At 65.6% G+C, this 26,828-nt stretch carries 25 protein-coding genes; 13 read left to right on the top strand and 12 right to left on the bottom strand.

The window, feature by feature from the left end; all coding sequences use genetic code 11:
* The first annotated feature begins 16 nt into the window (after positions 1-16).
* The 5 genes from sufD to nirD are packed head-to-tail and all read left to right on the top strand — an operon-like array spanning position 17 to position 3,762.
* The gene (gene sufD, locus U0042_RS02935; protein ID WP_114809785.1) at positions 17-1,342 is read left to right on the top strand and encodes a Fe-S cluster assembly protein SufD; all 1,326 of its coding nucleotides are present in this window, start codon (positions 17-19) and stop codon (positions 1,340-1,342) included.
* Complete coding sequence (locus U0042_RS02930; protein ID WP_114809784.1) at positions 1,339-2,592, top strand: cysteine desulfurase; 1,254 nt, start codon at positions 1,339-1,341, stop codon at positions 2,590-2,592. Before sufD ends, U0042_RS02930 begins: the two co-directional genes overlap by 4 nt.
* The gene (gene sufU / locus U0042_RS02925) at positions 2,589-3,044 is read left to right on the top strand and encodes a Fe-S cluster assembly sulfur transfer protein SufU (RefSeq protein ID WP_114809783.1); all 456 of its coding nucleotides are present in this window, start codon (positions 2,589-2,591) and stop codon (positions 3,042-3,044) included. Before U0042_RS02930 ends, sufU begins: the two co-directional genes overlap by 4 nt.
* Before the next feature lie 27 nt (positions 3,045-3,071).
* Positions 3,072-3,428 (top strand): SUF system Fe-S cluster assembly protein, encoded by a 357-nt coding sequence (locus U0042_RS02920; protein ID WP_114809782.1) that lies wholly within the window; start codon positions 3,072-3,074, stop codon positions 3,426-3,428.
* Between the two features lies 1 nt (position 3,429).
* Positions 3,430-3,762, top strand: a complete 333-nt coding sequence (nirD, locus tag U0042_RS02915; RefSeq protein ID WP_114809781.1) for a nitrite reductase small subunit NirD — start codon at positions 3,430-3,432, stop codon at positions 3,760-3,762.
* A 24-nt stretch (positions 3,763-3,786) separates the two neighbouring features.
* Here the strand turns inward: nirD and U0042_RS02910 are convergent, their stop codons facing one another.
* The 3 genes from U0042_RS02910 to U0042_RS02900 all read right to left on the bottom strand — a co-directional run bounded on the left by U0042_RS02910 (position 3,787) and on the right by U0042_RS02900 (position 6,992).
* Entirely contained in the window at positions 3,787-4,632 is an 846-nt protein-coding gene (locus U0042_RS02910) for a carbohydrate ABC transporter permease (RefSeq protein WP_114809780.1), read from the bottom strand.
* Positions 4,629-5,528 (bottom strand): carbohydrate ABC transporter permease, encoded by a 900-nt coding sequence (locus tag U0042_RS02905; RefSeq protein WP_114809779.1) that lies wholly within the window; start codon positions 5,526-5,528, stop codon positions 4,629-4,631. The genes U0042_RS02910 and U0042_RS02905 overlap by 4 nt, the downstream gene beginning before the upstream one ends.
* 231 nt (positions 5,529-5,759) lie before the next feature.
* Complete coding sequence (locus U0042_RS02900) at positions 5,760-6,992, bottom strand: ABC transporter substrate-binding protein (RefSeq protein ID WP_114809778.1); 1,233 nt, start codon at positions 6,990-6,992, stop codon at positions 5,760-5,762.
* Between the two features lie 250 nt (positions 6,993-7,242).
* On the opposite strand from U0042_RS02900, the gene U0042_RS02895 reads away from it, so the two are divergent.
* From U0042_RS02895 to thiM, 4 genes are all read left to right on the top strand, one after another.
* Complete coding sequence (locus U0042_RS02895; protein WP_114809777.1) at positions 7,243-8,016, top strand: SDR family oxidoreductase; 774 nt, start codon at positions 7,243-7,245, stop codon at positions 8,014-8,016.
* 71 nt (positions 8,017-8,087) lie between these two features.
* Complete coding sequence (locus tag U0042_RS02890; protein ID WP_114809776.1) at positions 8,088-9,170, top strand: ABC transporter ATP-binding protein; 1,083 nt, start codon at positions 8,088-8,090, stop codon at positions 9,168-9,170.
* Positions 9,171-9,190: 20 nt separating this feature from the next.
* Positions 9,191-10,069, top strand: coding sequence for a MurR/RpiR family transcriptional regulator (locus U0042_RS02885; protein ID WP_114809775.1), 879 nt, complete (start codon positions 9,191-9,193; stop codon positions 10,067-10,069).
* Between the two features lie 110 nt (positions 10,070-10,179).
* On the top strand, positions 10,180-10,998 hold the full coding sequence (gene thiM / locus U0042_RS02880) for a hydroxyethylthiazole kinase (protein WP_114809774.1): 819 nt from the start codon (positions 10,180-10,182) through the stop codon (positions 10,996-10,998).
* A 21-nt stretch (positions 10,999-11,019) separates the two neighbouring features.
* Here thiM and U0042_RS02875 read toward each other — a convergent pair whose 3' ends face one another.
* From U0042_RS02875 to U0042_RS02860, 4 genes are all read right to left on the bottom strand, one after another.
* A complete protein-coding gene (locus U0042_RS02875; RefSeq protein WP_114809773.1) occupies positions 11,020-11,196 on the bottom strand; it encodes a DUF1328 domain-containing protein in 177 nt (58 codons plus the stop codon).
* A 91-nt stretch (positions 11,197-11,287) separates the two neighbouring features.
* Positions 11,288-12,724, bottom strand: coding sequence for a cytochrome P450 (locus U0042_RS02870; RefSeq protein WP_114809772.1), 1,437 nt, complete (start codon positions 12,722-12,724; stop codon positions 11,288-11,290).
* On the bottom strand, positions 12,721-13,638 hold the full coding sequence (locus U0042_RS02865) for an IclR family transcriptional regulator (RefSeq protein ID WP_232833268.1): 918 nt from the start codon (positions 13,636-13,638) through the stop codon (positions 12,721-12,723). The genes U0042_RS02870 and U0042_RS02865 overlap by 4 nt, the downstream gene beginning before the upstream one ends.
* Positions 13,626-14,465 carry an IclR family transcriptional regulator gene (locus U0042_RS02860; RefSeq protein WP_232833293.1) on the bottom strand — a complete coding sequence of 280 codons (840 nt, stop codon included), beginning with the start codon at positions 14,463-14,465 and terminating at the stop codon, positions 13,626-13,628. The genes U0042_RS02865 and U0042_RS02860 overlap by 13 nt, the downstream gene beginning before the upstream one ends.
* A 419-nt stretch (positions 14,466-14,884) precedes the next feature.
* Between U0042_RS02860 and U0042_RS02855 the strand changes: the two genes are divergently transcribed.
* From U0042_RS02855 to U0042_RS02840, 4 genes are all read left to right on the top strand, one after another.
* Entirely contained in the window at positions 14,885-15,844 is a 960-nt protein-coding gene (locus tag U0042_RS02855; protein WP_114809770.1) for an MBL fold metallo-hydrolase, read from the top strand.
* Between the two features lie 104 nt (positions 15,845-15,948).
* Positions 15,949-17,688, top strand: a complete 1,740-nt coding sequence (locus U0042_RS02850) for an FAD-dependent oxidoreductase (RefSeq protein ID WP_114809769.1) — start codon at positions 15,949-15,951, stop codon at positions 17,686-17,688.
* A gap of 70 nt (positions 17,689-17,758) precedes the next feature.
* On the top strand, positions 17,759-18,016 hold the full coding sequence (locus U0042_RS02845) for a DUF2783 domain-containing protein (protein WP_114809768.1): 258 nt from the start codon (positions 17,759-17,761) through the stop codon (positions 18,014-18,016).
* 108 nt (positions 18,017-18,124) lie between these two features.
* Positions 18,125-19,471, top strand: a complete 1,347-nt coding sequence (locus tag U0042_RS02840; protein ID WP_114809767.1) for an MFS transporter — start codon at positions 18,125-18,127, stop codon at positions 19,469-19,471.
* Positions 19,472-19,657: 186 nt separating this feature from the next.
* Here U0042_RS02840 and U0042_RS02835 read toward each other — a convergent pair whose 3' ends face one another.
* From U0042_RS02835 to U0042_RS02815, 5 genes are all read right to left on the bottom strand, one after another.
* Positions 19,658-20,800 (bottom strand): porin, encoded by a 1,143-nt coding sequence (locus U0042_RS02835; protein WP_114809766.1) that lies wholly within the window; start codon positions 20,798-20,800, stop codon positions 19,658-19,660.
* A gap of 474 nt (positions 20,801-21,274) precedes the next feature.
* Positions 21,275-22,213, bottom strand: coding sequence for a DUF2242 domain-containing protein (locus tag U0042_RS02830; protein ID WP_114809765.1), 939 nt, complete (start codon positions 22,211-22,213; stop codon positions 21,275-21,277).
* 93 nt (positions 22,214-22,306) lie between these two features.
* Positions 22,307-22,612, bottom strand: a complete 306-nt coding sequence (locus U0042_RS02825) for a HigA family addiction module antitoxin (RefSeq protein WP_017773979.1) — start codon at positions 22,610-22,612, stop codon at positions 22,307-22,309.
* 153 nt (positions 22,613-22,765) lie between these two features.
* The gene (locus U0042_RS02820) at positions 22,766-24,019 is read right to left on the bottom strand and encodes a polysaccharide pyruvyl transferase family protein (RefSeq protein WP_114809764.1); all 1,254 of its coding nucleotides are present in this window, start codon (positions 24,017-24,019) and stop codon (positions 22,766-22,768) included.
* A gap of 62 nt (positions 24,020-24,081) precedes the next feature.
* Complete coding sequence (locus tag U0042_RS02815; RefSeq protein WP_114809763.1) at positions 24,082-26,709, bottom strand: 2-oxoglutarate dehydrogenase E1 component; 2,628 nt, start codon at positions 26,707-26,709, stop codon at positions 24,082-24,084.
* Between the last annotated feature and the right edge of the window lie 119 nt (positions 26,710-26,828).

Below are 26,828 nucleotides of genomic sequence, written 5' to 3'. Positions count from 1 at the left end.
AACAGGAGTCACGGCCATGAGCGCATCCACGCTCGACCTTTTCCTCGCCGCGTTCAAGACGCTGGCGCGCACGCTGCCCGGCGCGGAACTGGCCTGGCTGCGCGGCGCGCGGCGCCATGCGCTGGATCAGTTCGAGGCGCTTGGCTTTCCCACCACGCAACTCGAAGACTGGAAGTACACGAACGTGACCACCGTCGCGCAGCGCGCCTGGCACTTCGCGTCGCCGCGTGGCGACGACGTGGACGTGGCGAGCATCGTGAATGATCTCGTGCTCGACAGGGCAGCGGGACGGCTCGTGTTCGTGAACGGACGGCACATTCCGCGATATTCGCGCCTGCCGGACCTGCCCGAAGGCACGTTCGTCGGCAGCCTGACGCGCGCGATGCGCGAAACTCCGCAGCGCCTCGAAGCGGTTATCGCGCAGCACGCGCCGCATGACGCGTTCGCGGCGCTCAACACGGCGTTCATGAGCGACGGCTATGTGGTGGTGCTGCCGCGCGGCGCACAGATCGAAGCGCCATTGCAGATGCTGTTCATTACCGACGAAGCCGGCCTTGCCATGCACGCATTCAATGCCGTGCTGGCCGATGCGGGCGCGCGCTGCTCGGTTGTCGAACAGTTCGTCGGCATTGCGGACGACGCTTATCTCGCCAACACGGTGACGAAGATCGTCGCGGCTGCGCAGGCGGACATTCAACATTGCCGCATACAGCAGGAGGCGCGCACTGCGTTTCACTTCTCGCGGGTCGACGTGGCGCAGCAGCAGGCGAGTCGCTTCACGTCGCATTCGTTTGCGTTCGGCGGCGCGCTTTCGCGCACGCAGATCGACACGCGCCTGTCTGCCGTGGACGCGCATGCCGGGTTGAACGGCCTCTACTTCGTGGGCGCGCGGCAGCACGTGGATCATCACACGCGTATCGATCACGAGAAGCCGCGCGGCACGAGTCGCGAGTATTACCGCGGCGTGCTGGACGGCGCCTCGCACGGCGTGTTCAACGGACGCGTGATCGTGCATCCCGACGCGCAGCAGACAGATACGCACCAGGCGAACCACAATCTGCTGCTCTCGCGCGACGCGCAGATCGACACCAAGCCGCAACTCGAAATTCATGCCGATGACGTGAAGTGCACGCACGGTGCAACGGTCGGTCAACTGGACGAGAACCCGCTCTTCTATCTGCGCGCACGCGGCATCGACGAACGGATGGCGCGCGCGCTGCTGATCTGGGCGTTTGCGCGCGACAGCGTAGACCGCGTCGGTATCGAAAGCGTGCGCGCCAGGCTCACGCGGCTGCTGCTCGCGCGCATGCCGGAAGGTGAGCGTATTCGGGAGATGGTATGAAACCGATGGAACGCATGCAGGGTGTAGACGAAGAGACCGTGGCGCAATGGCGACGCGATTTTCCGATTCTTGAAGAGCGCGTGTACGACGCGCCGCTCGTGTACCTCGACAACGGCGCGACGACGCAGAAGCCGCGCGCGGTGATCGAAGCGGAACGCGCCTATTACGAGCACGACAACGCGAACGTGCATCGCGGCGTACATCTGCTTTCGCAGCGCGCGACAGACGCTTACGAGGCCGCGCGTGCGCGCATCGCGTGCTTCCTTAATGCCGCACGTCAAGAGGAAATCGTCTACGTGCGCGGCACGACGGAGGCGATCAATCTCGTTGCGCAGAGTTTCGTGCGTCCGCTCGCGAAGCCAGGCGATGAAATTCTCGTCACGGCCATGGAGCATCACTCGAACATCGTGCCGTGGCAGATGGTGTGCGAGCAGACAGGCGCGGTCTTGAAGGTGGTGCCAATCGACGAAAGCGGCGCGCTGGATGTCGAGGCGTTCGAACGCATGCTGGGCGAGCGCACCCGCATGGCTGCCATCACGCACGTGTCCAACGCGCTCGGCACCATCAATCCGATACGGCGGCTCGTGGCGGCAGCGCATGCGCGTGGCGTGCCGGTGGTCGTGGACGGTGCGCAGGCCATCGCGCATGTGCCGGTGGACGTGCAGGCGCTTGACTGCGATTTCTACGCCTTCTCCGGTCACAAGATCTACGGGCCAACCGGCATCGGCGTGCTCTACGCGAAGGCGGAACGGCTGGAGGCGATGCCGCCGTGGCAGGGTGGCGGCGACATGATCCGCACCGTGACCTTCGAGAAGACGCAGTACAACGCCATTCCGTGGAAGTTCGAAGCGGGCACGCCGAACATTGCCGGCGCGGTCGGCCTTGCGGCTGCACTGGATTACGTGAGCGGCATCGGCATCGAAGCGATCGGCGCGCACGAGGCCGATCTGCTTGCCTACGCGACCCAGGCGATACAGCACATCCCGCAGGTCAGGCTGATCGGCACGGCGCCCGACAAAGCCGGCATTCTCTCGTTCGTATTCGGAGATGTGCATGCGCACGACGTGGGCACCATCGTGGACCGCTGCGGCGTAGCGGTGCGTGCGGGGCACCATTGCGCAATGCCCGTCATGCAGCGCTACGGCGTGCCGGCCACCGTGCGGGCGTCGTTCGCGCTGTACAACACGCGTGGCGACGTCGATGCGCTCGTGCAGGCGTTGACCCGTGTGAGGGAGGTATTCGGAGCATGAGCGATTTGCGCGACCTCTATCAGGAAGTGATCTTCGACCACTATCGGCACCCGCGTAATTGCCATCCGTTGCCGGATGCGACTCACCAGGCCGAGGGCTATAACCCGCTGTGCGGCGACCGCATCACGCTGTATCTGAAAGTGGAAGACGGTGTGGTCAAAGAAGCGGCCTTCGACGGCGCAGGCTGTGCGATTTCCACGGCGTCCGCATCGATGATGACGGAGGCGCTCAAGGGCCGCCCGCAGGCCGAAGTGGAAGCGCTATTCGGGCGCTTTCGCGAGATGGTGACGGCGCCCGCAGGCGAGCCCGTGCCCGACGAGGCCGCGCTGGGCAAGCTCGCGGCATTGGGCGGCGTGCGCGAGTTCCCCGCACGCGTGAAGTGCGCGACCCTCGCGTGGCACACGCTGCACGCCGCCTTGCACGGCGAGCGCGACGCCGTCTCCACGGAGTAAGACGAGCCACCACGCGAGGAAAGCACCATGACCGCATTCGACGAAGCGCCGCAAAACGATCCAACGCAGTCCGACAACAGCGAACTACGCGACCGCGTGATCGAAGCCCTGCGCGGCGTGTTCGACCCTGAGATACCGGTGAACATCTACGACCTCGGGCTCGTGTATGGCCTGAACGTGGACGACACCACAGGCAAGGTCGCAATCGACATGACGCTCACGGCGCCCGGCTGTCCGGTTGCGCAGACGTTTCCCGCTACCGTGGAAGACGCCGTGTTTTCGGTGGCCGGTGTGAACGACGTTCACGTGGAACTGGTGTGGGAACCGGCGTGGTCGCTCGAAAGAATGTCTGAGGCGGCGCGCCTTCAGTTAGGGATGCTCTGAGATGTCGCGCTGGGTCGAAGTGGCCGCCATAGAGAACTTTCCGCCAGGCACCGTGCGCAGCGTCGAGGTGGATGGCGTGCAGGTTGCGGTATTCAACGTGGACGGCACCTGCTACGCGATCGAAGATATTTGCCCGCACGACGGCGGCGTGTTGACAGGCGGTGCAGTGGAGGGCGACGAGGTGATCTGCCCGCGTCACGGCGCCCGCTTCTGCATCAAAACGGGTAAGGTGCTGGCGCCGCCGGCCTATGAAGATGTGGCCGTGTTTCCTGTGCGAATCGAAGCCGGCAGGGTGCAGGTGCGCGATGCCCGGTGGGACGAATCGGGCTTTTGAACTCGAAGCCCGTGATCCGCGCGCTCACTTCACCGCGCCGAGCGCCAGCCCCTTCACCAGATACCGCTGCAACCACGCGAACACTACCGAGACAGGCAACGTGGCGCACAGCGTGGCCGCCATCACCAGGTGCCACTCCACGGTGTACTTGCCGGCCACCATGTCCGTGACCTGCACCGTGAGCGTCTTGTTCTCCGGCGAACGGATCAACGTGTAGACCACGGCGAACTCGTTCCATGCATTGATGAACGTGAAGATCGCCGTCACCACGACGGCCGGCACCGCGAGCGGCAGAAACACGCGCAACACCGCCTGCGTGCGGCTGCATCCTTCCAGCCAGGCCGATTCCTCCAGATCGCGCGGCACCGTCTGAAAATACGACGAGAGCATCCACACGGCGAATGCGATGTTGAACGCGGCATACGAGACGATCACGCCGATCTTCGAATCCACCAGATTGCCGTCGCCGTAGGGAATCATCGCGGCAAGGCGGAAGAGACCCACCACGAGCAGGATGGGCGAGAGCATCTGCGTGACGAGCAGAAACTGGCGATACGCGCCGCGTCCGCGAAACGGAAAGCGCGCCATCGCATAGGCCGCGGGCAGGCTCACGGCAAGCGCGAGCAGCGTGGAAAGCGAGCTGATGATCACGCTGTTGCGCAACGCCACGCCGAAGTTCGCGGCGTCCCACATGTCCACGAAGTTTTGCCAGTGCCAATGCACAGGTAGCCAGCGCGCCGGGTAGACGAACACTTCCGACGCGGGCTTGAGCGCGGTGAAGAGCATCACGGCGAACGGAAACAGCACGACCGCGATGAGCGGCGCGAGCGCAAGCCAGCACCAGAGCGTACGTTTGGCTTTGGCGCTCATGCCGGCTCTCCCTGTGCATTCGTGCCTTTCGCCTGGAGCCGCAGGTACGCCATCGAAAAGACGAACAGCATGACGAGCATGATGAGCGACACCGCTGCGGCTTCGCCGGGCCGCCCAAGACGAAAGCCCAATTCGTAGAGATACGTTACGAGAATATGCGTGCCGTTGTCGGGGCCGCCTTGCGTCATCACCCAGATGATCGGAAACGAATTGAACACGTAGATCACGTTGAGCAGAATCGCCATGTTGATGAACGGCTTGAGCAGCGGCAGCGTGAGCTTGCGGAACTGCTGCCACGCGTTGGCACCGTCGATGCGCGCGGCTTCGTAGATGTCGCCGGGCACGGAAGACAGGCCGCCCAGCAGAATCGTTACCGTGAATGGAATGGAAACCAGAATGCCCACCGCGATTTCCACGGCAAACGCGAGTTCGGGCGTAGCAAGCCAATGAATAGGCCCGGCGATCAGGCCCAGGCGTTGCAGCGTGACGTTGACCATGCCGTAGTCGTCGTTGAACGACCAGCGCCACACCACGGCGGTCATGGTGAGCGAGACGGACCACGGCAGCATGATGATGGTGCGCGCCACGCCGCGGCCATAGAAGTCCTGATTCAGAATCAGCGCGACCGGTACCGAGATCAGCACTGTGCCGCCCACTACGCAGGCCGTCCACACCAGCGTTCGGCGCAGCGAATCGGTGAACACGGGGTCGGCGAATACGGTGTAGAAATTCTGCAAGCCGCTGAAGCCGCGAATCGCGCCGAAACGCGAGACTTCGTGCAGCGACTGGAACACGATGTTGTAGATCGGATAACTGATGATGAAGAGCGCGAGCAGCAGACTCGGCACGATCAGCAGCCACGGCGCGGGCGGTTGCGTGGAAGCGGAGCGGCGCATGCGTGTGCGGCCGGAAGGCGACGCGCTGGATGCGGGGTCCGGGGTTCGGCCGGAGGTCGTGTTGGAGGTCACGTTGCGGTCCTGCGGGGTTGCTGCTGGCGTTCTGGGTCGCGTCGTGTGCCGCGTCAGTCTGCGGGCAGTGCCGCGATGGACCACGCATGGTGCGTGGATTCATCGCGACAAACCGCCCGGAATTTCATCAGAGGGTGCGCTGGATGGCGACGAACGCCGTTAATGGCCCAGCGCCTTGTTGGCTTCCGCCGCGGCGGCGTTGAGTGCGTCGGCGGGCTTCGCCTTGCCCAGATAGATGGCCTGCATCGCGTTGGTCACTGCCTTGGCCGTGTCTTCCCAGCCCGTCACCGTGGGCGCGAAGCGTGCGTTCGGCAGCAGTGCGATGAACGCCTTCGTGTCCGGATCGTTGAAGGCCGGGTCGGTTGCTTCGGCCTTCGTGGTGGGCAGGAAGCCTTCGGTGCTCGTGAACTCGACACGCGGTTCCTTCGTGAACAGATAGTCGAGGAACTTCCACGCCGTCTTCTTCGCCTTCGAGTTCTTGAACATCACGATCGAATCGGTGACGGCATACGTCGCGCTGTTGGTGCCCACGGGTACCGGCGCGATGCCGTACTTGATGTTCGGCGCTTCCTTCTTCAACTGCTTCGCGAGGAACGGTGCCGAGATCACCATCGCGACGCGGCCCTGCTTGAAGAGGTTCTGCACGTCTTCGCGGCTGTAGCCCGTCACGCCCGGTTCGGTGAGACCTTCGTCGATCATCGACTTGTAGAGCGTGGCCGCCTTCACGCCGGCGGGCGAGGCGAACGCGGCCTTGCCGTCTTTGCCGATCACGTCGCCGCCGTTGGTCCACAGCGCGTAATACCAGTACACGTCCGTTTCGATTTCCTTGCCCTGCAGGCCGAAGCCGGCCACGCCCATCGACTTCAGCTTCTTCGACGCGGCAATCACGTCGTTCCACGTTTTCGGCCCGTTGGGGAAGCCCGCCTTCGCGAGCAGGTCCTTGTTGTAGTAGAGGCCGCGCGCCGACGCGGCGATGGGCAGGCCATAGGTCTTGCCGTCGATCACGCCCGGCGCGAGGAACGGGCCGATGAAGCGCGCCTTGAAGTTCGCGTCCATGTAGCCGTCCAGCGGTTCGGCCACGTCGTCTTTCACGAAGTCGAGCAGCCAGCGCGTGCCGACGATGGCGAGGTCCGCGTTGGCGCCGCCTGAAATGTCCGTCTGCAGTTTCTGTTGCAGCGTGTCCCAGTTCACGTCTTCAATCTTGATGGTGGTGCCGGGGTTGGCCTTTTCGAACTGGCGGGCCATCTTCTCGAAGTACGGCGCCGTGGCGTCGCTGTAGTGCGCGACGGTGACGCGGACCGTATCGGCCTGCGCCGCATGGGCGATACCTGCGAACGCTAACGCCACGGCGAGCCTGCCGAGCGCGGTGGATACACGTGCCTGTAACGACATTTCTCTCTCTCCTGGGTGGGTCCGCTGCCGTAGCGCCGGCGGCTTGGGCTGAATTGTTTGAAAAAATCCTACATGACGAAAAAAAGCTTGTCACGTAGGATTGTCGATATTCGTCGCACGCGGGTTTTGTGACTAACATGCTGTAAAAAAGGGGTATTTGTGCGATGCGTCGTTTGCGGGCGGACCGTCTGCAAGCAACGGGATCACGGCTCGGTGCGCACTATGTAGGAAATTTACACAAGGGGCGGCGATGAATCGCGTGGTGCTTGTGACGGGAGCATGCGGCGGAATCGGCAGCGTGCTCACACAGCGTTTTGTGGAAGCGGGCGATACGGTGCTCGCGCTCGATATGAACGAGACGGCGCTTGCGGCGCTTGCCGACACGCTGGGCGCGGCACACGTGGCGCCCGTGGTGGCGGACCTGGGTGATGCCGCGGCCGTGCGCGATGCCGTGGCGCAAGCGGTCGCACAGCGCGGGCCGGTGGATGTCGTGGTGGCGAACGCGGGCGCGGCGCTGGCCGGCACGCTTGCGCAGACCGATGCCGCGAGCTGGCAGCACGACGTGCATCTGAACCTGAACGGCACGTATCACACGGTGGAGGCGGTGCGTGAGTCGATGGTCCAGCGCAAAAGCGGCGTGCTCGTGCTGATCGGCTCGGTCAACGGTATGACGGCGCTGGGGCACCCCGCCTATAGCGCGGCGAAGGCGGGGCTCATCAGCTACACGAAGGCGCTGGCAATCGAGCTGGGACGTCATGGCATTCGCGCCAACATCGTGTGTCCGGGCACCGTGAAGACGCAGGCGTGGCAGGCGCGCGTAGATAAGGATCCCCAGGTATTCGAGACATTGAAGAAGTGGTACCCGCTCGGCGACTTCGCGACGCCCGACGACATCGCGGACGCCGTGCTGTTTCTCGCTTCGCCGATGGCGCGCGTGATTACGGGTGTGGCGCTGCCCGTGGACGGCGGCCTGATGGCGGGCAACCGGCTGATGGCCGCGGAGCTGACGCTGGAATCGCTGTAACGCATCGCAGAAGCGCATCTCAGAAGCGCATCGTAGAAACGAACGCAACGCATGACTGAAGAGGTCCTGGTATGGCGGCAGTGCAATTGAACGGCATCTACAAGCGGTATGGCGAAACGCAAGTGGTGCACGGCATCGATCTCGATATCGACGACGGCGAGTTCGTCGTGCTGGTAGGCCCCTCGGGCTGCGGCAAGAGCACGTTGATGCGCATGATTGCGGGGCTCGAAGAAATCACGGGCGGCGAACTGATGATCGGCGGCACGCGCGCCAATACGCTCGCGCCGCAGCAGCGCAACGTGTCGATGGTGTTCCAGAGCTACGCGCTCTACCCGCATCTTTCGGTCTACGACAACATCGCGTTCGGCCCGCGCATTCGCAAAGAGCCTACGGAGCGCTTCAAGCCGCGCATCGAGGCCGCGGCGAAGATGCTGAATCTCTCGGGCTACCTGGACCGCCTGCCGCGTGCGCTTTCCGGCGGCCAGCGTCAGCGTGTGGCGATGGGCCGCGCCGTGGTGCGCGAACCGGCGCTGTTCCTGTTCGACGAACCGCTCTCGAATCTGGACGCGAAACTGCGCGTGCAGATGCGCACCGAAATCAAGGCACTGCATCAGCGGCTCAAGAACACCGTGATCTACGTGACGCACGACCAGATCGAGGCCATGACCATGGCCGATCGCATCGTCGTGATGAACGCGGGCCGCATCGAGCAGATCGGCCGGCCACTGGAGCTATACGATCGTCCGGCGAATCTCTTCGTGGCCAGTTTTCTGGGTTCGCCTGCCATGAACTTCGCTGCCGGCGAAGTGGTGGCGGGCGACGCAGGTCTTGCGTTGCTGGTGGAAGACGGCCGCCGCATTGCGCTGCCATCAGGTGCCGCCGCGCCGGGCGCACGCGTGACGCTCGGCATTCGTCCCGAGCACATCGAACTCGCGAGTGAAGACGCGAGCCAGGCCGGCGATGCGTCCATGGAGATCGAAGTGATCGAGCCGACCGGCGCCGAAACGCACCTATACGGGAAAATAGGGGGAAGCACGTGGTGTGTCACCACGCGCCAGCGGCCCGCAATCGGCCCCGGCGCGCGCGTGACGTTGAAGTTGCCCGCGGCGCATCTGCATCTGTTCGATACGCAGAGCGGTACGCGTTGCACGTAATTGAGAGGAAGCGCACAAGCTTGGCTGCACCGAACCTGATTCCCCATATCCGCAACGCCCTGACCGATTTGCGGCCCGCCGAGCGCAAGGTCGCCGAGATGGTGCTGGGCGACGTCGACTTCGCCATGCGCGCGAGCATTACCGAACTCGCGCAGCGCGCCGACGTGTCGGAGCCTTCCGTGACGCGCTTTTGCCGCGCCGTGGGGGCGCACGGCCTGCGCGACTTCAAGATGCAACTGGCCCAAAGCGTGGCAGGCGGCTTGCCGTACGCCTCGACCGCGGTCGCGCGCGGCGACGACGTGCGCACGCTGCTCGACAAAGTGGGCGAGGCCGCCGTGCAGGGCATCACGCATGCGCGCGACGCGCTCGACCCTGCCGCGTTCGAAGCCGCGATTGCCGCGCTCGCACAGGCGCGGCGCGTCTACGTTTTCGGCGTGGGCTCCGGTTCGGGCCTCGTCGCACAGGACGCGGCATTGCGTTTGCTGCGCCTCGACATTGCGGCCACGGCATTTACGGACGGGCATTTGCAGCGCCTTTACGCCGGCCTGATGGAGCCCGGCGACGTCGCGTTCGCCATCTCGCATTCGGGGCGCAGCGTGGAAGTGAACGAGAGCATCCAGATTGCGAAGGAACGCGGCGCGACCACAGTGGGCCTCACGAACGTCGGTTCGCGGCTGGCGTGGCTCGTGGATATTCCGCTGTTGCTGCGCATACCGGCGCCGATTGATCCGAACACGCCTGGCGTGTCGCGGCTCGTGCATCTTTCCATCGTGGATGCGCTTTCGATTGGCGTGGCCTTGCAACTGGGACCGCAGACGCTCGAGAAGATGCGCCACGCGAAGGCGCGTCTTGCGCACGATGCCGAACCGGTGGCCGGCAGCGCAGACGAAATGCAGTGAATTTGCGCTTGCGCCTGCAACGCGCACTGTGAGGCTTGCGTCGCGCGCGGCACGCGGTTAGCGTGACGGCCTCCTCGCAACACTGCACATCATTCGGAATGCCAACGACCATGAGCGACAAACCGGTTCAAGAACTGCCCGACCACATCGCGGCAACCACGTTTGCCGAATTTCGCGAGGCGAAGCCGCTCGTGCATTGCCTCACCAACGAGGTGGTACAGACCTTCACGGCGAACGTGCTGCTCGCGTTGGGCGCGTCGCCCGCCATGGTGGTGGACGAAAGCGAGGCCACGCAGTTCGCGGCCATCGCGGGCGCGGTGCTGATCAACATCGGCACGCTGTATCCGGCGCGCGGCGAAGCGATGCTCGCGGCCATCACATCGGCCACGCGTGCCGGCAAGCCCTGGGTGCTGGACCCCGTCGCCGTGGGCGCGCTCGACTATCGCACGGCATTCGCGCGCGGCTTGCTCTCGTTGAAGCCCGCGGCGATTCGCGGCAACGCATCCGAGATCATGGCGCTTGCCGGCCGCGATGCACGCGGTCGCGGCGTGGATAGCGCCGACGAGTCGCTGGCCGCGTTGCCCGCGGCGCGCGACCTCGCGCAGCAAACGGGCGCGGTGGTGGCCGTGACGGGCGCCGTGGACTACGTGACCGACGGCACGCGCGACTACGCCGTGAGCGGCGGCCATCCGTTGATGACGCGCGTGGTAGGCACGGGCTGCGCGTTGTCGGCGGTGGTGGCGGCGTTCTGCGCATCGAGCAGCGGCCCGAAGGGCGATCGCCTGGCCGCGGTGGCAACGGCCTGCCGAACCATGGCACGCGCGGGCGAGCATGCGGTAGCGGCAAGCGAGGGGCCGGGCAGTTTCGTTCCGGCGTTCCTCGATGCGCTTTATCGAATGTCGGCCACGAATGGGGCTGACGGCGGTTGAAGCATCAGAAGGCGGGCGCCTTCAATCCACCACCTTTTTGGCAATAACCAGCCCCAGCACCAGAAAAACGATACACAGCACGACGAAGATGCCGAACAGCAATTTGGCGATTGCCGCGGCGCCGGCTGCTATGCCCGTGAACCCCAACAGGCCGGCGATGACTGCAACGATTGCGAATACCAAGGCCCATTTCAGCACGATGATTCCTCCTGGAAGGTGCAGACATCTGACGCGGTGAACTCAGCAAGCACCGTTCCCGAGGGCTCGTCGCGCCGCGAAGGCCTTGCCGCTATCGCAGCGTGAGCTTCACCGGCATCGTGCTGGGCACCATCGTGAAGGCCTGCACTTCCTGGATGTTCGCCGGGTCCGTTGCCAGTTCCATCGAGAAGTTCGCCATCAGCATGGAAAGCACGAGGCGCATCTCGACGCTCGCCAGGTGTCGGCCCGGGCACACGCGCGGTCCCGCGCCGAATTGCAGATAGGCGCGCACGTCGTGTGCGCCCTGTTCGCCTTTGCGGATCCAGCGGTATGGGTCGTAGCGTTGCGGGTCTACGAAATTTTTTGCATCGAGCATGGCAGGCCGCGCGAGGAAGAACATGCGCGTGCCTGCGGGCAGTTCGACGTCGCCCACGCGCACGTCTTCCAGCGGCTCGAACGAGTGCACAGAGGCCACGGGTCGCAGCCGCGTCGCTTCCGTCGCGATGGCTTCGAACAGATCCAGTTCCTTGAGCGTGGCGTAGTCGGGGCACACGCCGCGTTCGTTGTGTTCGCCGCCCGCGTTGAAGATGCGACGCGCGTCCTCGTGCAACTGTGTCTGCAATGCCGGGTCTTCTGCGAGGTACGGCAGCGTCCACGCGATGGAATCCGCCGTGGTGTCTTCGCCCGCGAGCAGCAGCGTCAGCACGTTGGCGGCGATCTGGTCGTCGGTGAGCACGGAGCCCGGTTCGTCGCGCATCGCGAGCATCGCTTCGAGCAGGTTGCGCGGCGTCTCCGAAGGCTCGTCGCGCATGCGGTCGCGGGCGCGCTGCATCATCTCGCGCACATAGCGGTGCACTTCAGCGAGCGCGTGGTCCACCTTGCGGTCGCGCGGCAGCTTCACGTAGCGCCAGTACGGAAAGAGCGCGTTGATGCGGGCCATGACCGTGGGCAGGATCAGTTCGAGATGCTCCTGGATCACGCCGTGCTCTTTTTCCAGCGTGCGCGGGTCTTCGCCGAACGCGAGCGCACTCGTGACGTCCACGGTGAAGCGCTTCAGGTCTTCGGTCATCTCCACCGTTTCGCCGCGCTGCGCGGCACGTAGCCAGCGCTGGCGCAGACGTTCGGTGATCTCCACCAGCGTCGGGTAGAACGCGCGGACGTTCGGAATGGAGAGCGCCTGCATGACGAGCCGGCGCTGCGGCTCCCACGCGGGGCCTTCCGCGGAAAAAAGGCCGTTGCAGCCCATTTCCTCGAGCACCGCTTCGATAGGCTGATAGCGGCGGTAACGATGCGGCCGCTCGCGCATGATGGACTGGATCAACTCCGTATCGGTCCACACGGTGATGGGAATGTTGCCCACCTGGAAGCGGAACGGCGCGCCCAGTTCTTCGGCCCAGCGTTCGAGAATCAAATGCAGCCGTGCGGGCGAAAGCTGGAGCAGATTGCCGACGAGCGGCAGGCCCTTCGGGCACGGCAGGTCGGCGACCTGGCGCCACGATGTGCGAGGTTCGGCTGCGGCATTCATCATGACTCTCCTGGTTGTGCGCGAACGGATGCTTCGCGTGCGGCTTCCATGTCGATGTAGCCGAAGCGCCGCGAAAGCCGCTGCGTGGCGGCGCAGAGCGTGTGCGCCGGGTGGCCTGTGAGCCCGGCATCGAAAGCGCCCGAGGGACCCATGAGCGCGATCACGAGGCACACGCTGCCCGTGTGGTCGAAGACGGGCGCGGCGACCGTGCTGATGCCGGGAATGGGTTTGTCGATGGCGGTATCCGCGCCGTGGGTGCGGATTTGCGTGAGGACGTCGGCGTAGTCGCGCGCGGCATGCCGCGCGGCGGTGTTGGCAGCGGTCCTGGCAACGGCCTCGCCCGCGAGCCGCAGATCGTCTTGCGGCAGAAGCTGGGCCAGCACGTCGTCGTCGAGATACGCCGCGAACACGCGGCCGATTGCCGTATTCACGAGCGACATCACCGTACCGGGACGCAGGCTCACATGCAGCGGCCGCGGCGATTCTTCGAGCCGCACGACCGTGGGCCCGAGCGGCCCGAGCACGGCCATCGCGACGCTCATGCCCGTGGACGCGGCCAGCGCCACGATCTCCGCTTCGGCCTCGCGCGGCGGCGAAAGACGCGCCAGCGCGATCAGACCCAACTCCAGGCCGAGCGGTCCCGCTTCGAAGCGGCCGGCGCTGTCGCGGCTCAACAGGCCGATCTTCTGCAAACTCACCAGATGCGGAAACGCCTTCGCGGGCGGCATGCCGGCCGCGGCCGCGAGGTCGCGCAGCGTGAGCGGTGCGTTGGCCGCCACGAGTGCGGCGAGCAACTCGCCGGTGTTGTCGAGCGATTGAATGCCGCGCTGCTGTCTGGCTTCCACGGTTTCAGCGGCTGCCGCTTTGCCGCGTGCGGCATCGCGACGGGAGGCATTGGGCGGCGTTACGCGGCGCATGATGTGTCGAGGGACGAAGACTGAAGCGCGGCGCCGATTTCCAGCGCGGCGGCGCGCATGACGCGCGCGACGGCGCCGTTCCATTTGACGTCGATGGCACCCGTTGCGCCGATCGCGGTGAGCGCGAGGCAAAGCTGGTTCTGTGCGTCGAGTACGGGCACGCAAAGGCTGCTCACGCCGGGCGTCGGCGCGTCGATGCCGCGTTCCATGCCGCGTGCGCGAATGCCTTCCAGCACGGCTTCGAATGCGGCCCGCGCCGCTGCGTCGGCGTGCTCGCCGCGCTGCACCGCGCCCGAACCTTCAGCGGATGCGGACTGGCCGGCCCACATCGGCTGCAAGCGTTCCGCCGGCAGGAAAGCGCAGAAGACGCGGCCCGTGGACGTGCCCGGCAACGACATCACCGTGCCCACATGCAGGTTCACGTGCAGCGGCAGGCCGCCATGCTCGTAGCGCACGATGGTGGGCCCCTGCGGACCCGCAATGCAGATCGCCACGCTGAAACCCGTTTGCTGCGCGAGCGCGGCGGCGTGCGGCACGGCGCCGCGAAACGCGGGCTGATGTTCGAGATGCAGCAGGCCGAGGCGCAGCGCGAGCGGTCCCGGCTCGTAGCGACCCGACAGTTCGTCGCGCTTGATGAGCCCAAGGCGCGTGAGGCTGACCAGGTACGCGTGCGCCTGGCCCGACGGCAGGTCGCCGCTGGCCGCGAGGTCCGAGAGCGCGAGCGGTCCGCGCGCGTCGGCGAGCGCGCGCAGCAGCCGGCCGCCTACTTCGACGCTCTGAATGCCGCGCTGCGTTCGGGTTGCCGAAGCGGATGCCGGTGCCGGCACCGCTGCGGCGTTGTTCGCGAGGCTTGCGCGCCCTGCGTCCTCGCGCGCCTTGCCGCGTGCCTGCGCCGTCGCGTTCCTGGCTGGTCTCGTCACGCCGTTTCCGTCCGCTGGAAGAAAAGGTCTCATGTTAACCGAAGGTTTCGGGGTTTCCCGCATGCCGGCGGCCACCGTAGGGCTGCAATGGCGTGGTCCGCAGAGGGGCTTTAGAAGATTAGCGTATAGCAACAACATTCGTTATTGACAAATAACAAGCCACCGTCCTATGATGGATTCACCCCGACACAACCGCCACTCAACCAGTCCAACCGGGGCGAGACATTTCCACCATGCCGGCGCGGCTGCGGCTGCGCGCGTCCCATCGGCGTGCTGCCCTGCGGCACGGCGCTCTCGCCTCGTCCAGACTTTCACGGAGACAGACGATGGCAAAGGCATTCGCTTCGCAGGCCGACCTGGAGCAGAAGCAGATCACCTTCACGCAGCTTTCTGAAAACGCCTGGGCCTACACGGCCGAAGGCGATCCGAATTCGGGCGTGATCGTGGGCGACGACGGCGTGCTGATCGTGGACACCACGGCCACGCCCGCGATGGCGCAAGACCTCATCGCGAAGATCCGCACCATTACCGACAAGCCCATCAAATACGTCGTGCTCTCGCACTATCACGCGGTGCGCGTGCTGGGCGCGTCCGCCTATTTCGCCGAGGGCGCGCAACAGATCATCGCGAGCCGCGGCACCTACGAGATGATCGTGGAGCGCGGCGAGGCGGACATGAAGTCGGAGATCGAGCGCTTTCCGCGCCTCTTCGCGGGCGTCGAAACCGTGCCGGGCCTCACGTGGCCCACGCTCGTGTTCGAGCGCGAAATCACGCTGTTTCTCGGCAAGCTCGAAGTGCGCATCGCGCACCTGGGCGCGGGTCACACGAAGGGCGATACGGTGGTGTGGCTGCCCTCGCAAAAGGTGCTGTTCTCAGGCGACCTCGTGGAATACGACGCGGCCTGCTATTGCGGCGACGCGCAACTCGCGCAGTGGCCCGCCACACTCGAAGCGCTGCGCGCGCTCGGCGCCGAAAAGCTCGTGCCGGGCCGCGGACCCGCGCTCACCACGCCCGAAGACGTGAACAAGGGCCTCGACTACACGAAAGACTTCGTGACCACGCTGCTCGCGCAAGGCCGCGCGGCAGTGGCGAAGCAGATGGACCTCAAGGGCGCGATGGCGCTCACGCGCGAAGCGATGGACCCGAAGTTCGGCAACGTCTTCATCTACGAGCACTGCCTGCCGTTCGACGTGACGCGCGCCTACGACGAGGCGAGCGGCATCGAGCATCCGCGCATCTGGACCGCCGAGCGCGACAAGGAAATGTGGAAGGCGTTGCAGGGCTAGGCGCGGCGCGCGCGAACAATAGCCTCGCGCGTGACCGACCGCGCTGAAGGTAACGCTGAAAGCCAGGCGAAAAAGCGCGAAGAAGAGAAAGGTGGAGACAAAACATGATCGACTATCAAACGCTGACGTTCGACTACAAGCCGTGCGCCGAACAACAGCCGGGCAGTGAAGCGAAGGTGCATCCGGTGGTGGTCGTGGGTGCGGGGCCCATCGGGCTCGCCACGGCTATCGACCTCGCACAGCGCGGCGTGCCGGTCGTGCTGCTCGACGACGACTGCACGCTCTCTACGGGCTCGCGCGCCATCTGTTTTTCGAAGCGCACGCTCGACATCTTCGACCGTCTCGGCTGCGCCGAGGGCATGGTTCAGAAGGGCGTGAGCTGGAACGTGGGCAAGGTCTTTCTCAAAGACGAACTGGTCTACACGTTCAACTTGCTGCCTGAAAGCGGGCACCATCGGCCGGCGTTCATCAACTTGCAGCAGTACTACCTGGAAGGCTTCCTCGTGGAACGCGCGCAGGCGTTTGCGCAGATCGATCTGCGCTGGAAGAACCGCGTGACGGGCATCGAGCAGCACGGCACGCCGGGGTCGCCGGACGCGGGCGCGACGCTCACCGTAGAAACGCCCGACGGCACCTACACGCTGCACGCGCGCTACGTCGTGGCCGCCGATGGCTCGCGCAGCCCCGTGCGCAAGCTCATGGGTCTGGACAGCCATGGCCGCACGTTCAAAGACCGCTTCCTGATTGCCGACGTGAAGATGGAGGCCGACTTTCCGACGGAACGCTGGTTCTGGTTCGATCCGCCGTTTCATCCGAACCAGTCGGTGCTGCTGCATCGGCAACCGGACAACGTGTGGCGTATCGACTTTCAGCTGGGCTGGGACGCCGACCCCGTGCTCGAAAAAACGCCGGAGCGCGTGATTCCGCGCGTGCGCGCACTGCTCGGTCCGGATGCGAAGTTCGAACTGGAATGGGTGAGCGTGTACACGTTTTCGTGTCTGCGTATGGACAGCTTCCGCCACGGTCAGGTGTTGTTCGCGGGCGACTCGGCGCACGGCGTGTCGCCGTTCGGCGCGCGCGGCGCGAACAGCGGCGTGCAGGACGCGGAAAACCTCGCATGGAAGCTCGCGATGGTGCTGGAAGGCCGCGCAACGGATGCGCTGCTCGACACCTACGCCCGCGAACGCGAGTATGCGGCGGACGAGAACATCCGCAACTCCACACGCTCCACCGACTTCATCACGCCGAAGAGCGCGGTGAGCCGCCTGTTCCGCGACGCAGTGCTCACGCTGGCACGCGACCACGCGTTCGCGCGGCAGCTCGTGAACAGCGGGCGGCTCTCGGTGCCGGCGGTGCTGCACGAGTCCGTGTTGAACACGCCCGACGCGCAGCCCTTCGCAGGCCAGATGATGCCGGGCGCGGCGTGCTGCGATGCGCCCGTGCAGGTGTGCGGCCAAGCTTCCTCGACTGAGGATGCGAATGGCGCGTCTGCATGGCTGCTGCACTGGCTCGGTCAGTCGTTCACGGGGCTGCTGTTTTGCGGCGATGCGGCTCGACTCGATGCGCAGACGCAGGCTGCGTTGCAACGTATCGCGCAAGGCCCGGTGCCGACAAAGATCGTCGCCGTGGTGAGCGAAGGTGCGAACGCGCCCGAAGGCTTGCCGCCATCGGCCATCGTCTTGCGCGACGTGGAAGGTCTCGCGGCGGCACGTTACGACGCGACGCCCGGCACGTTCTATCTGATTCGTCCGGACCAGCACGTTTGCGCACGCTGGCGGCAAGTGGACGCAGACCGCGTGGACAACGCGCTGAAACGCGCACTGTGCGTGGGCGGCACGGCATAAGGAGCGGCATAAGAAGTGGCATGAAGCGCGACGCCTCGCCACCCCGCCGCGAACACAGAGGAGGAGACAGATGACACTCAACACTCAACCGAATCTCACACGCCCCGACGACTTCTACGAGGCGCTGATCGACATGCATCGCGACATGGACGATGCGCAGAGCCAGTCGGCCAACGCGCAATTGATCCTGCTGCTCGCGAATCACATCGGCGATTACGAGACGCTGACCGAAGCCATGCGCATTGCGCGCGAAGGCGCGCTGGCGCAGCGGCGCCCCGGGTGCGAGCCGCCGCAGGCGCCTTCCGTGCCGCATCCGATGGCGGCCTGATCGCGGCTTGATCGCGGCACAACCGCATCGCACACCATCAGCGGCGCACCAGACGCCGCATCGAGACAAGCCCGGCCCCGGGTTTCATCCTTGTTTGGAGAGAGACACATGCCTCAATCGATTGCATCGGACCTCGCGTCCGAGGGAAGCGCGTCGTCCGGCGTCGCGCAGTCCACTGCTCATGCCCACGACGACGCGCTGTACAGGAAGGTCTCGTGGCGCATCGTGCCGTTCCTGTTCGTGTGCTACGTCGTGTCGTTTCTGGACCGCATCAACATCGGCTTTGCGCAGTTGCAGATGAAGCACGACCTGGGCTTCAGCGACGCCATGTACGGCCTTGGCGCAGCGGTGTTCTACGTGGGCTACGTGCTGTGCGAGGTGCCGGGCAACATGCTGCTCGCGCGCTTCGGCGCACGGCGCACGTTCACGCGAATCATGCTGCTGTGGGGCCTTGCCTCCACGGCCATGATGTTCGTTGCCACGCCAACGCATTTCTACGTGCTGCGTTTCGCGCTGGGTGTCTTCGAGGCGGGTTTCTTTCCGGGCATCGTGCTGTATCTCACGTACTGGTATCCGGCGCGGCGGCGGGCGGCGGTGCTCTCCGTGTTCTTCGCGGGCGTGGCCGTGGCCGGCGTGCTGGGCGGGCTCTTCTCCGGCTGGATCATGCGCGACATGAGCGGCGCGCTGGGCCTTGAAGGCTGGCGATGGATGTTCGCCATCGAAGGCGTGCCGGCCGTGTTGCTGGGCTTGATGGCGGCGTGGTGGCTCGTCGACGGACCGCAGGCCGCGCGCTGGCTCACCGCAAGCGAGAAGGCCTGGCTCATCGCGCAGCGCGATGCGGACCATCGCGGCCCAGGCCATGCGCATTCGTCGCGCTCGTTCGTGGATGCGCTGCGCAACCCGCGCGTGTACCTCTTCGCGTTCATCTACTTTTCGCTGACGTGCGCATCGCTCACGCTCAACTTCTGGATGCCGCTGATGATTCGCGACTTCGGCGTGCACGACGTGCTGTGGATCAGCCTCTACACCGTGATTCCGAATGCCATCGGCGCAGTGGGGCTCATGCTCATCGCGCGTCGCTCGGACCGTCGCGGCGAACGCCGTTGGCACTTTGCGACGTGCACCGTGGGCGGCGGCATCGCACTGGCGCTGCTCACGCTGCATCTGTCGAGCCTTGCTGCGATGCTCTCGATTCTCTCTGTTGCTGCGGTGCTGATCTTCGCGGCGCTGCCCATCTTCTGGACCGTGCCGCCCACGTGGCTCGCGGGCAATGCCGCCGCTTCGGGCATTGCGATGATCAGCAGCATCGGCATTACCAGCGGCATTGTGAGCCCGTGGGCCATCGGACTCATCAAGACGCATACGGGCAGCATGGACAACGCGCTCTATCTGCTGGCGCTGCTGCTGTTTGCGAGCGGGGCGGCGTTGCTGGTGGGCGTGCGGCGCGAAGGTTGATTCGCGGCGCGCACTCAGCGCAGCGCGACCGATCTGCACAATGCGTAGCCAAAAACGACAAGGGCGAAGGCCGGACATCCGGACTTCGCCCTTGCTGGTTCCTGCGGCTCGTGGCGTTCGATGAGCACAGATTCAAGGCCTCAATACTTCAAAGCCCCGGCGCGTCGGCCCTCGAACGCACAACGCCTAGAACCGGTGACGCAGACCCACCGTCACGGCCACCTGCTGGTTCGTGTCCGAGGTCGAGAGGCCGTTGATGACCGCGTGGATGCTGCTGTTACCCGTATCGCTCACGTGCTGGTACACACCTTCGAGGTACACATCCGTGCGCTTCGAAAGCGCATAGTCCGTCTGCAGCGTGAACTGATTCCACTTCGGGCTCACGCCGGCGATGCGGCTGTCCGTGTACGTGTACGCGCCGGAAATCGAAAGAGCCGGCGTCAATTGATAGCGGCCGTTCAACTCGTAGTTGTTGAAACGTGCGCTGCCGCTTGCAAGCGAGATGCCGCTCGACGTGCCCGATGCCGACGAGCCGATGCCCGTCAGGCTGCTCAGGTGCGTTTGCGTGACGAGCAGACCGACGGTTGCGGCGCCGAAGCCATAGTTCGCGCCCACGCCCCAGGTGCGTTGCGTTTTCGCGGTGAAGGTGGCGTCGTCGCTGACGGCGCCGCTCGAGTTGAGCGAAGTGCCGCTGTTGTTCAGTTGCAGATAACCGGCCGCAACGTTCAGCGAATTCCAGTTGTACGACACGCCGAAGCTGTACGCGCGGTTCGTGGCGAAGCCGCCCGCGTCGTTCGAGAAGCCGTACAGGCCGCCGAACTTCAGGCCGCCGTATTTCACGCTCTGGTACTTGACCGAGTTGCTGACGCGAAACGAGTTGTCGAGGTTGTCGTTATCGAACGGGTGAGCGGCCTGCGTGCCGCCGTAGCCCGTGCCGGTGAGCGCGAGCGGGCCGAGGTAGTCGACCACGGAATCGTACTGGCGGCCCAGTGTGAGCGCGCCATATTGCGAACTGGTCAGGCCGACGAATGCCTGGCGGCCGAATTCGCGGCTGCCTTGACCGAGCTTGCCGGTGCCGATGTTGAAGCCGTTTTCGAGGGTGAACACGGCCTTCAGTCCGCCGCCCAGGTCTTCGGCGCCACGCAGGCCCCAGCGGCTGCCGTTCACCGCGCCGCTCATTTCCTGAACGTTGCTGTGGCCGCCCTGGTTGTTCGTGTACGTGATGCCCGCATCGATCAGGCCGTACAGCGTCACGCTGCTTTGTGCGTGCGCTGTTCCCGCGAGACCGAGCGCGGCCATTGCGCTGAGCGAGATGAGTGTCTTTTTCATCGAAACTTCTCCGAAGATCGTTTGCTTGAGTGCTGCTGGATGAGAGGCGACGAGAGCAGGTCCGCTTGTGGACCGGCCATGCGTTGCGTGTCCGGCGACCGTCTTCTGCGGACCGCCAGGCCCGCGATTAAAGCGCATTCGCTGCGCTGCACTGTCGGTTTTCGACAACGCGCGCAATTACGGTCCGTTTCGCGGCGTGGCGCGTGTAATGAGGCGCGGCGGCGGGGACGTGATCGATGACGAGAGGGGATTGCTGAACCGGCGTGGCGTGCGTTTCGCCCCTTGCTTCAGGGGCAAAAGGGCGTGCGCCGAAATGCGCGTGAAAGCGCGGGCGTGGTGAGGGGCACGTGCGGCGCGCACGACTCGCGTCGTGCTTGTGCACGACTTCCGTTACGGGCCGTCGTCTGCGGAAAGATTTGTGAACAGCGTGAGCGGGATGGTCAGGCGCCGGGGCGGCTCACGCTGTCTCGTGAATTACTGATTCGCCGGCGTTGCAGCCGGGGTAGCGGGTGCCGCCGGTGTTGCAACCGCGGCTGCCGTGGAATTCGTCGTGGCGGATACGCCCATGAGTGAAGCCGCAGTGGCGATCGAGCTGTTGTTGGCGACGGTGCCGCTGTTGGCCACATGGGTTGCGGCGTCGTTTGCCGCATGCGTGTTGTTCGCCGCGACCGAGGTCGAAGCGGGCGCCGTCACGTTCGCCGGCGCGGCAGGGTTTGCCGTTGCCTGCGTCGCAGTCTCCACACTCGCCGGTGCGGTCTTCGCTGCGCTTGCCGCGACGGGAGCCGCAACCGGCACCGCAACCGGCGCCGTGACGTGCTGCACGATGGGCGGCGGCAGCGGCGTGACGTCGATTGCGCCGCCCGGCACCGGCGTGGACTGCGCCTCGTTGTGCAGGTAGCGGCCCATGAGGTCGAAGAAGCGGTCGTAGAACGTGCCCGACTGAATCGTTTCGCTCGACACCTTCACCATGGCGTCGTTGTTCGAGCGGATAGGCAGCGAGAGCGAGCCGAGAATGGAGAGCCCCACGCTCGCTGACGTATCGCTCTTCTTCAATTCGTAGCCGTTCTGCACGGCGTTCGCGTAGACCACGCTCGTATTGGCCGCGTCGCCCTGGGTGCAGACCACGTGGAATTCGATGACCACGTGCGAGTCGCTCCCGGGCTGGAAGTTCTTCGTCGCGTCCACGGTGTCGGGGCGCGTCATGGTGGTCATGTAGCCCTGGCTCAGCAGCGCGCGGCGCGCGGCTTCGCAGGTGCGGACGTTGTCGTTGTCGAAGTTGTGCAGATACGGGCTTGTGCCCGAGTTGAACAGTTCTTCGTCCTGGAACTTCTTCTGCGGCGTGGACGAGCACGCGGCCAGCACCGCGAGAAGCGGCACGAGAAGAAAGGGAGACGCTCGGAAAAACGGGGACATGGTGTGGGAGACCTGCAAGACACATCAGACGGCATGCATTGTAGTGCAGGTGCAGCAAACGCGACGGGAAGGCCCGGTCGCGCGGGCCACGCACTAGAACAACGCGCCTTGCTGCTCCGGCACCATCGGCGTGACGTTGAGTTCATCCAGTCGCAGCCGGGCCCGCGCGAGGTCGTGAAGCAGTTGCCTTTGCAGCCATGTTTCGGCGCCGCCGCCGAACGCCTTGTCGAGGCGCAGCGCCATTTCGGGCGAGATGCCCGCTTTGCCGCTCAGCAGATTGGTGAGCGCCTGGCGGCTCACGCCCAGCACCTCGGCGCAGCGCGTGACGCTCAGATTGAAGCGTTCGAGGCAGTTCTGGCGCACCAGAACGCCGGGGTGGATGAATTCGCGATCGGACATGGTCGGCAACGATATCGGCGAAACGGATGGTCGTCAATCGACAAGCGCCGCTTGTCGTGTGGGCGCCACGCCTTGTGGGGCGTGCCTCCGGGCGGACCTGGGTGGACTTAGGCCGCCAGCGACAGGGCATCGCCGTTGGATGAGGCCGTTGACTCAGCCGAGGCTCACGCGCACCGGTTCGAACCCTTCGCGGTAACGGCGGGCGAGGTCCGCGGCGGTGTCGCGAAGCAGGCCTGAGGGCACGGTGAGCGCCTGCCCGATGCCGTCGGCCATGTCGTCGATGCCCACCGCCACCGGCGCGACCTGCACTGGCTCCCAGGTCGCCGCGAAAGCCGTCTGCTTCGTTATCGATGCCTCCGTGCCCTTGGCAGACGCCCGCTGATGAAGATTCACGCGGGGAAGCGCGAACGCCATGGCGACGATCCTGCCGTGCAGGCTGCTGCCGCAATACACGCGGCTATGGGCAATCAGCGCGCAGATGTCCCACACGTTCAGCGACGAAAACACTCGGACCGACGCCGCTGCACTGAGCCGCGACGCCAGGCGTTCGTAGCAGGCGGCATCGTCGTGCCACGGCGCGGCGCCCGCACGAAACAGCACCACGCCGAGCCCCGTGCGGCGCGCCATGCAGTCGAGTTCACGGGCGAGGGTGTCGAGCGTCGCGTCGTCGCCGAAGTCGGCACTGAACTGCACGGCGGCGTAGCCCTGCGGAAAGGCGGCACGCAGTGCACTCAGCCCGTTTGCGGCGGCACGGCGGCGAATCGTTTTGCCGAACAGTTCGGCCACCATCACGGCCGGGTCGGGCACGAGCCGCGCCGCAATGCCGTGGGCCTTCGCGATCGCATGTGTCTCGCGGTCGCGCACGCTCACGTGGTTTGCGTCTTGAAGACTGGCGAGCACTTCGGCGCGCAATGCCGGATCGCGCGACGCCAGATCGGCGCCGCCCACGGCATTGAAGATCACGCGGTTCAGGTCGCGCTCGCTCAGCCCGCCCAGTGATGCCCGCGAGAGTACATAAGGCGCGAGCGCCGCGATGCCGAAGCGGCGTTGCGCCCATGTGCGGCCGTCGCGCTTCCAGGCGTTTTCGCTCGCGAGCGTGGCTTCCAGATCGCGGGGCGACGCGAGCATGACGGCGGCTTCCCATGCATTGCACGCAAGCAACTCGCCGCCCGCGTGAATCACATCGGGCGCGCGTCTCTTCAACGTGGCGAGGAGCGGCGCAATCGCGTGCACCTGATGACCGCCGTACTCACGCAGATCACGGTCGGCCAGACCCGCGAAGCGCACGTCGCGACCCGGCAGCATGCGTTCGACGACATGCGCGAACAGCAGGTCGCCGAAGTTGTGCCGGTCGAAGGCGCCGAACACGATGGTCGGCGCGTGCTGGCGGTTTGCGCTGCGCGACATGCGGGTGGTGGCTACGGCGCGCAGGCAAGCCGCGCGCCGCATGAGTGGCGTGGAAGGCCATGCTACCCGATGAGCGCGTCCTCCACGGTGCGCAGCGCCTCGGTCACGAGACGCTGCTGCTCCTGCCGGTGCGGACGCATCGACGAATGCGCGCCCGCCGCCGTCGCCGTGCGGCACACGTCGCGCAGACGGCAGCCTGCGGGCAATGTGCGCAATACGCGCTCCAGGTCCTCGCGTACGGAACGCCATGCGCCCTGGTTGCGGTCCTCTTCCTGGGCCCAGACGACTTCCGCGAGATTGGCGAACTTAGCCAGCTCGCTCGCGAGTTCAGCGTGCGGGAACGGATACAGCTGCTCGACGCGAATCAGCGCGACTGTGGTGTCGTGTGCCGCGTTGCGCGCGCGTTGCAGTTCGTAGAACAGCTTGCCGCTGCACAGCACGGCGCGCGTCACGGCGTGGGCATCGGCAATCTCCGTATCGCCTATCACCGGCTGGAACGCTCCTTCCACGAACTGTTCGAGCCGCGCATGCGAGGCCGGGTTGCCGTAAAGCTGTCCCTTCGGCGACATGACGATGAGCGGCACGGGCCGCTGCGTCATGGCTTGCTCGCGCAGCAGATGGAACCATTGCGCCGACGTGGACGGCACCGCCACGCGCAGATTGCCGCCCGCGCACAGTTGCAGGAAGCGCCCCAGGTAGCCGTTCGAATGCTCCGGGCCTACACCTTCGTGGCCGTGCGGCAGCAGCACCGCGAGCGCGGACTGGTAGCCCCACTTGTACTCGCCGGCCGCGATGTACTGATCGATGAAGACCTGCGCGCCGTTTGCGAAGTCGCCGAACTGCGCTTCCCAGATCGTCAGCCGGCGCTTCGCCTGCACGCTGTAGCCGTACTCGAAGCCGAGCACGGCTTCCTCGGTGAGCGGCGAGTTCACGATATCGAACGCGCCTTGCCGTTCGCCGATGTGCTGAAGCGGGACATGCACGCCGCCCATGCCCGGCAGCGCGGCCTGCGCGTGCCACACGGCATGGCGATGCATGAAGGTGCCGCGGCCCACGTCCATGCCCGAGAGACGAATACCGTGGCCGTCTTCGAGCAGCGTGGCGTAGGCCAGGTTTTCGGCGAAGGTCCAGTCGGCGGCGTTGCTCGCGCTTGCGACGGTGGCTTGCCAGCGCGCCGCGATATTGCGCACGAACTCGTGCAGCCGGAAGCCGGCGGGCGCGCGCGTGAGCGTTTTCGTCAACGATTGAAGGCGCGCGAGCGAGACCGGTTGAAACGAGGCCGGCGACGTATGAGCTGCCGTACGCGCGGCAGCCGCATCGGCGCCAGTCGCCTCGCTTTCCGGCCGCTGCGCCTCCAGCCTGCCTAGCGCCTCGGCGCGCAGCGCATCGAGTGGCGTGGTGAGCGCGAGCGCATCGTGATACAGCTCCGTCACCGTGGGATGCACGCCCACCGCGGCCTGCGTGAGCGGCTGCGTGATGGCCGGAATGTCGTGCTCGGAGTGACCCAGGCGCCGGTAGCCGATCAGGTCGATGACGACGTCCGCGCCATGCTTCATGCGGTAGTCGAACGCGATGCGCGCGGCACGCAGCACGTCTTCGGGATGGTCGGCGTTCACGTGGATCACGGGCGCGTCGATCATGCGTGCGATGTCCGTGCACCAGGTCTGCTCGCACACGTCCATGAGGTTCGGCGTGGTGAAGCCGATCTGGTTGTTCACGATGACGTGGATCGTGCCGCCCAGCGCGTAGCCGCTCTTGCGCGTGAGGTTCAGCGTTTCCATCACGATGCCCTGGCCCGCGAACGCGGCGTCGCCATGCACGACGACAGGCACGCAGCCCGCGCCGCGATGCTCGTCCTGCCACGCGCGCGCCATGCCGCTCACCACGGGATACACGCTTTGCAGATGCGACGGGTTGTGCGCGAGGAACACGTCCACGTGGCCGTGGCGCGTCGCTTTGCGCGCCGTGCTGCCCAGGTGGTAGGCGAGGTCGGTCTGCGTGGCCGCGATGTCGGACTCGGGGTCGAGGCACGCCAGCATCTTCCGCACGGGAAAGCCCAGCACGTTGACGAGCGTATTCAGGCGCCCGCGATGCGGCATGCCCAGAAACATCTGCTGCACGCCGTGGCTGCCGGCGTGCTCGATCAGCGCGTCGACGAGCGGAATGAGGCTCTCGCAGCCTTCCAGCGAGAAGCGCTTCGCGTGTTCGTTGCGCTCGGCCACGAGGCGCTCCCACATCTCCGCGTCGAGCAGGCGGCGCAGCAGCGCTTCGCCCTGTTCGGGCACGACACGCGGATACAGCAGCTCCGCTTCCATGCGCGAAAAGAGCCAGCGGCGCCGCGCTTCGCTGCGCATGCCGCTCGCGTCGAGCCCGAGCGCGCCGCAGTAGACGCGCTTGAGCTGCCGCTCCAGTTCTTCGATGGTGACGGCCGCGGGAAAGCCGTCCTTGTCCGATGGCCGGATCTGGTCGGGGTCGAGCCCGTGGAAGGCGGGCGTGAGTTCAGGGACGTCCGCGCGCGGGGCGAGGTCGAGCGGATCGAGGTTCGCGATGCGGTAGCCCTCGTGGCGGTGCGCCTCGATGAACCGCGCAATCTGCGATGCGGGAACCGCCGCGGCGGCCGCGGCAGGCTGGGCCGACGAGCCGAAGGCAAACCGCGGAACGGCAACGTGATCGGAATAGTCGTTGGACATGTCTGGTAGGCACTCGAGAGAAACCGTTGATCGGATCTCGTCGTCTGCACCAGAGTCACACGTCCGGCCCGTACGGCGCGCGCGGCGCCGACGCGATACGTCAGCAGGACGGGTGCCCT

Origin of the sequence: Paraburkholderia kururiensis, assembly GCF_034424375.1 — a bacterium.
Classification (GTDB): domain Bacteria; phylum Pseudomonadota; class Gammaproteobacteria; order Burkholderiales; family Burkholderiaceae; genus Paraburkholderia; species Paraburkholderia kururiensis_A.
This window is presented reverse-complemented; position numbering and strand designations above follow the sequence as displayed.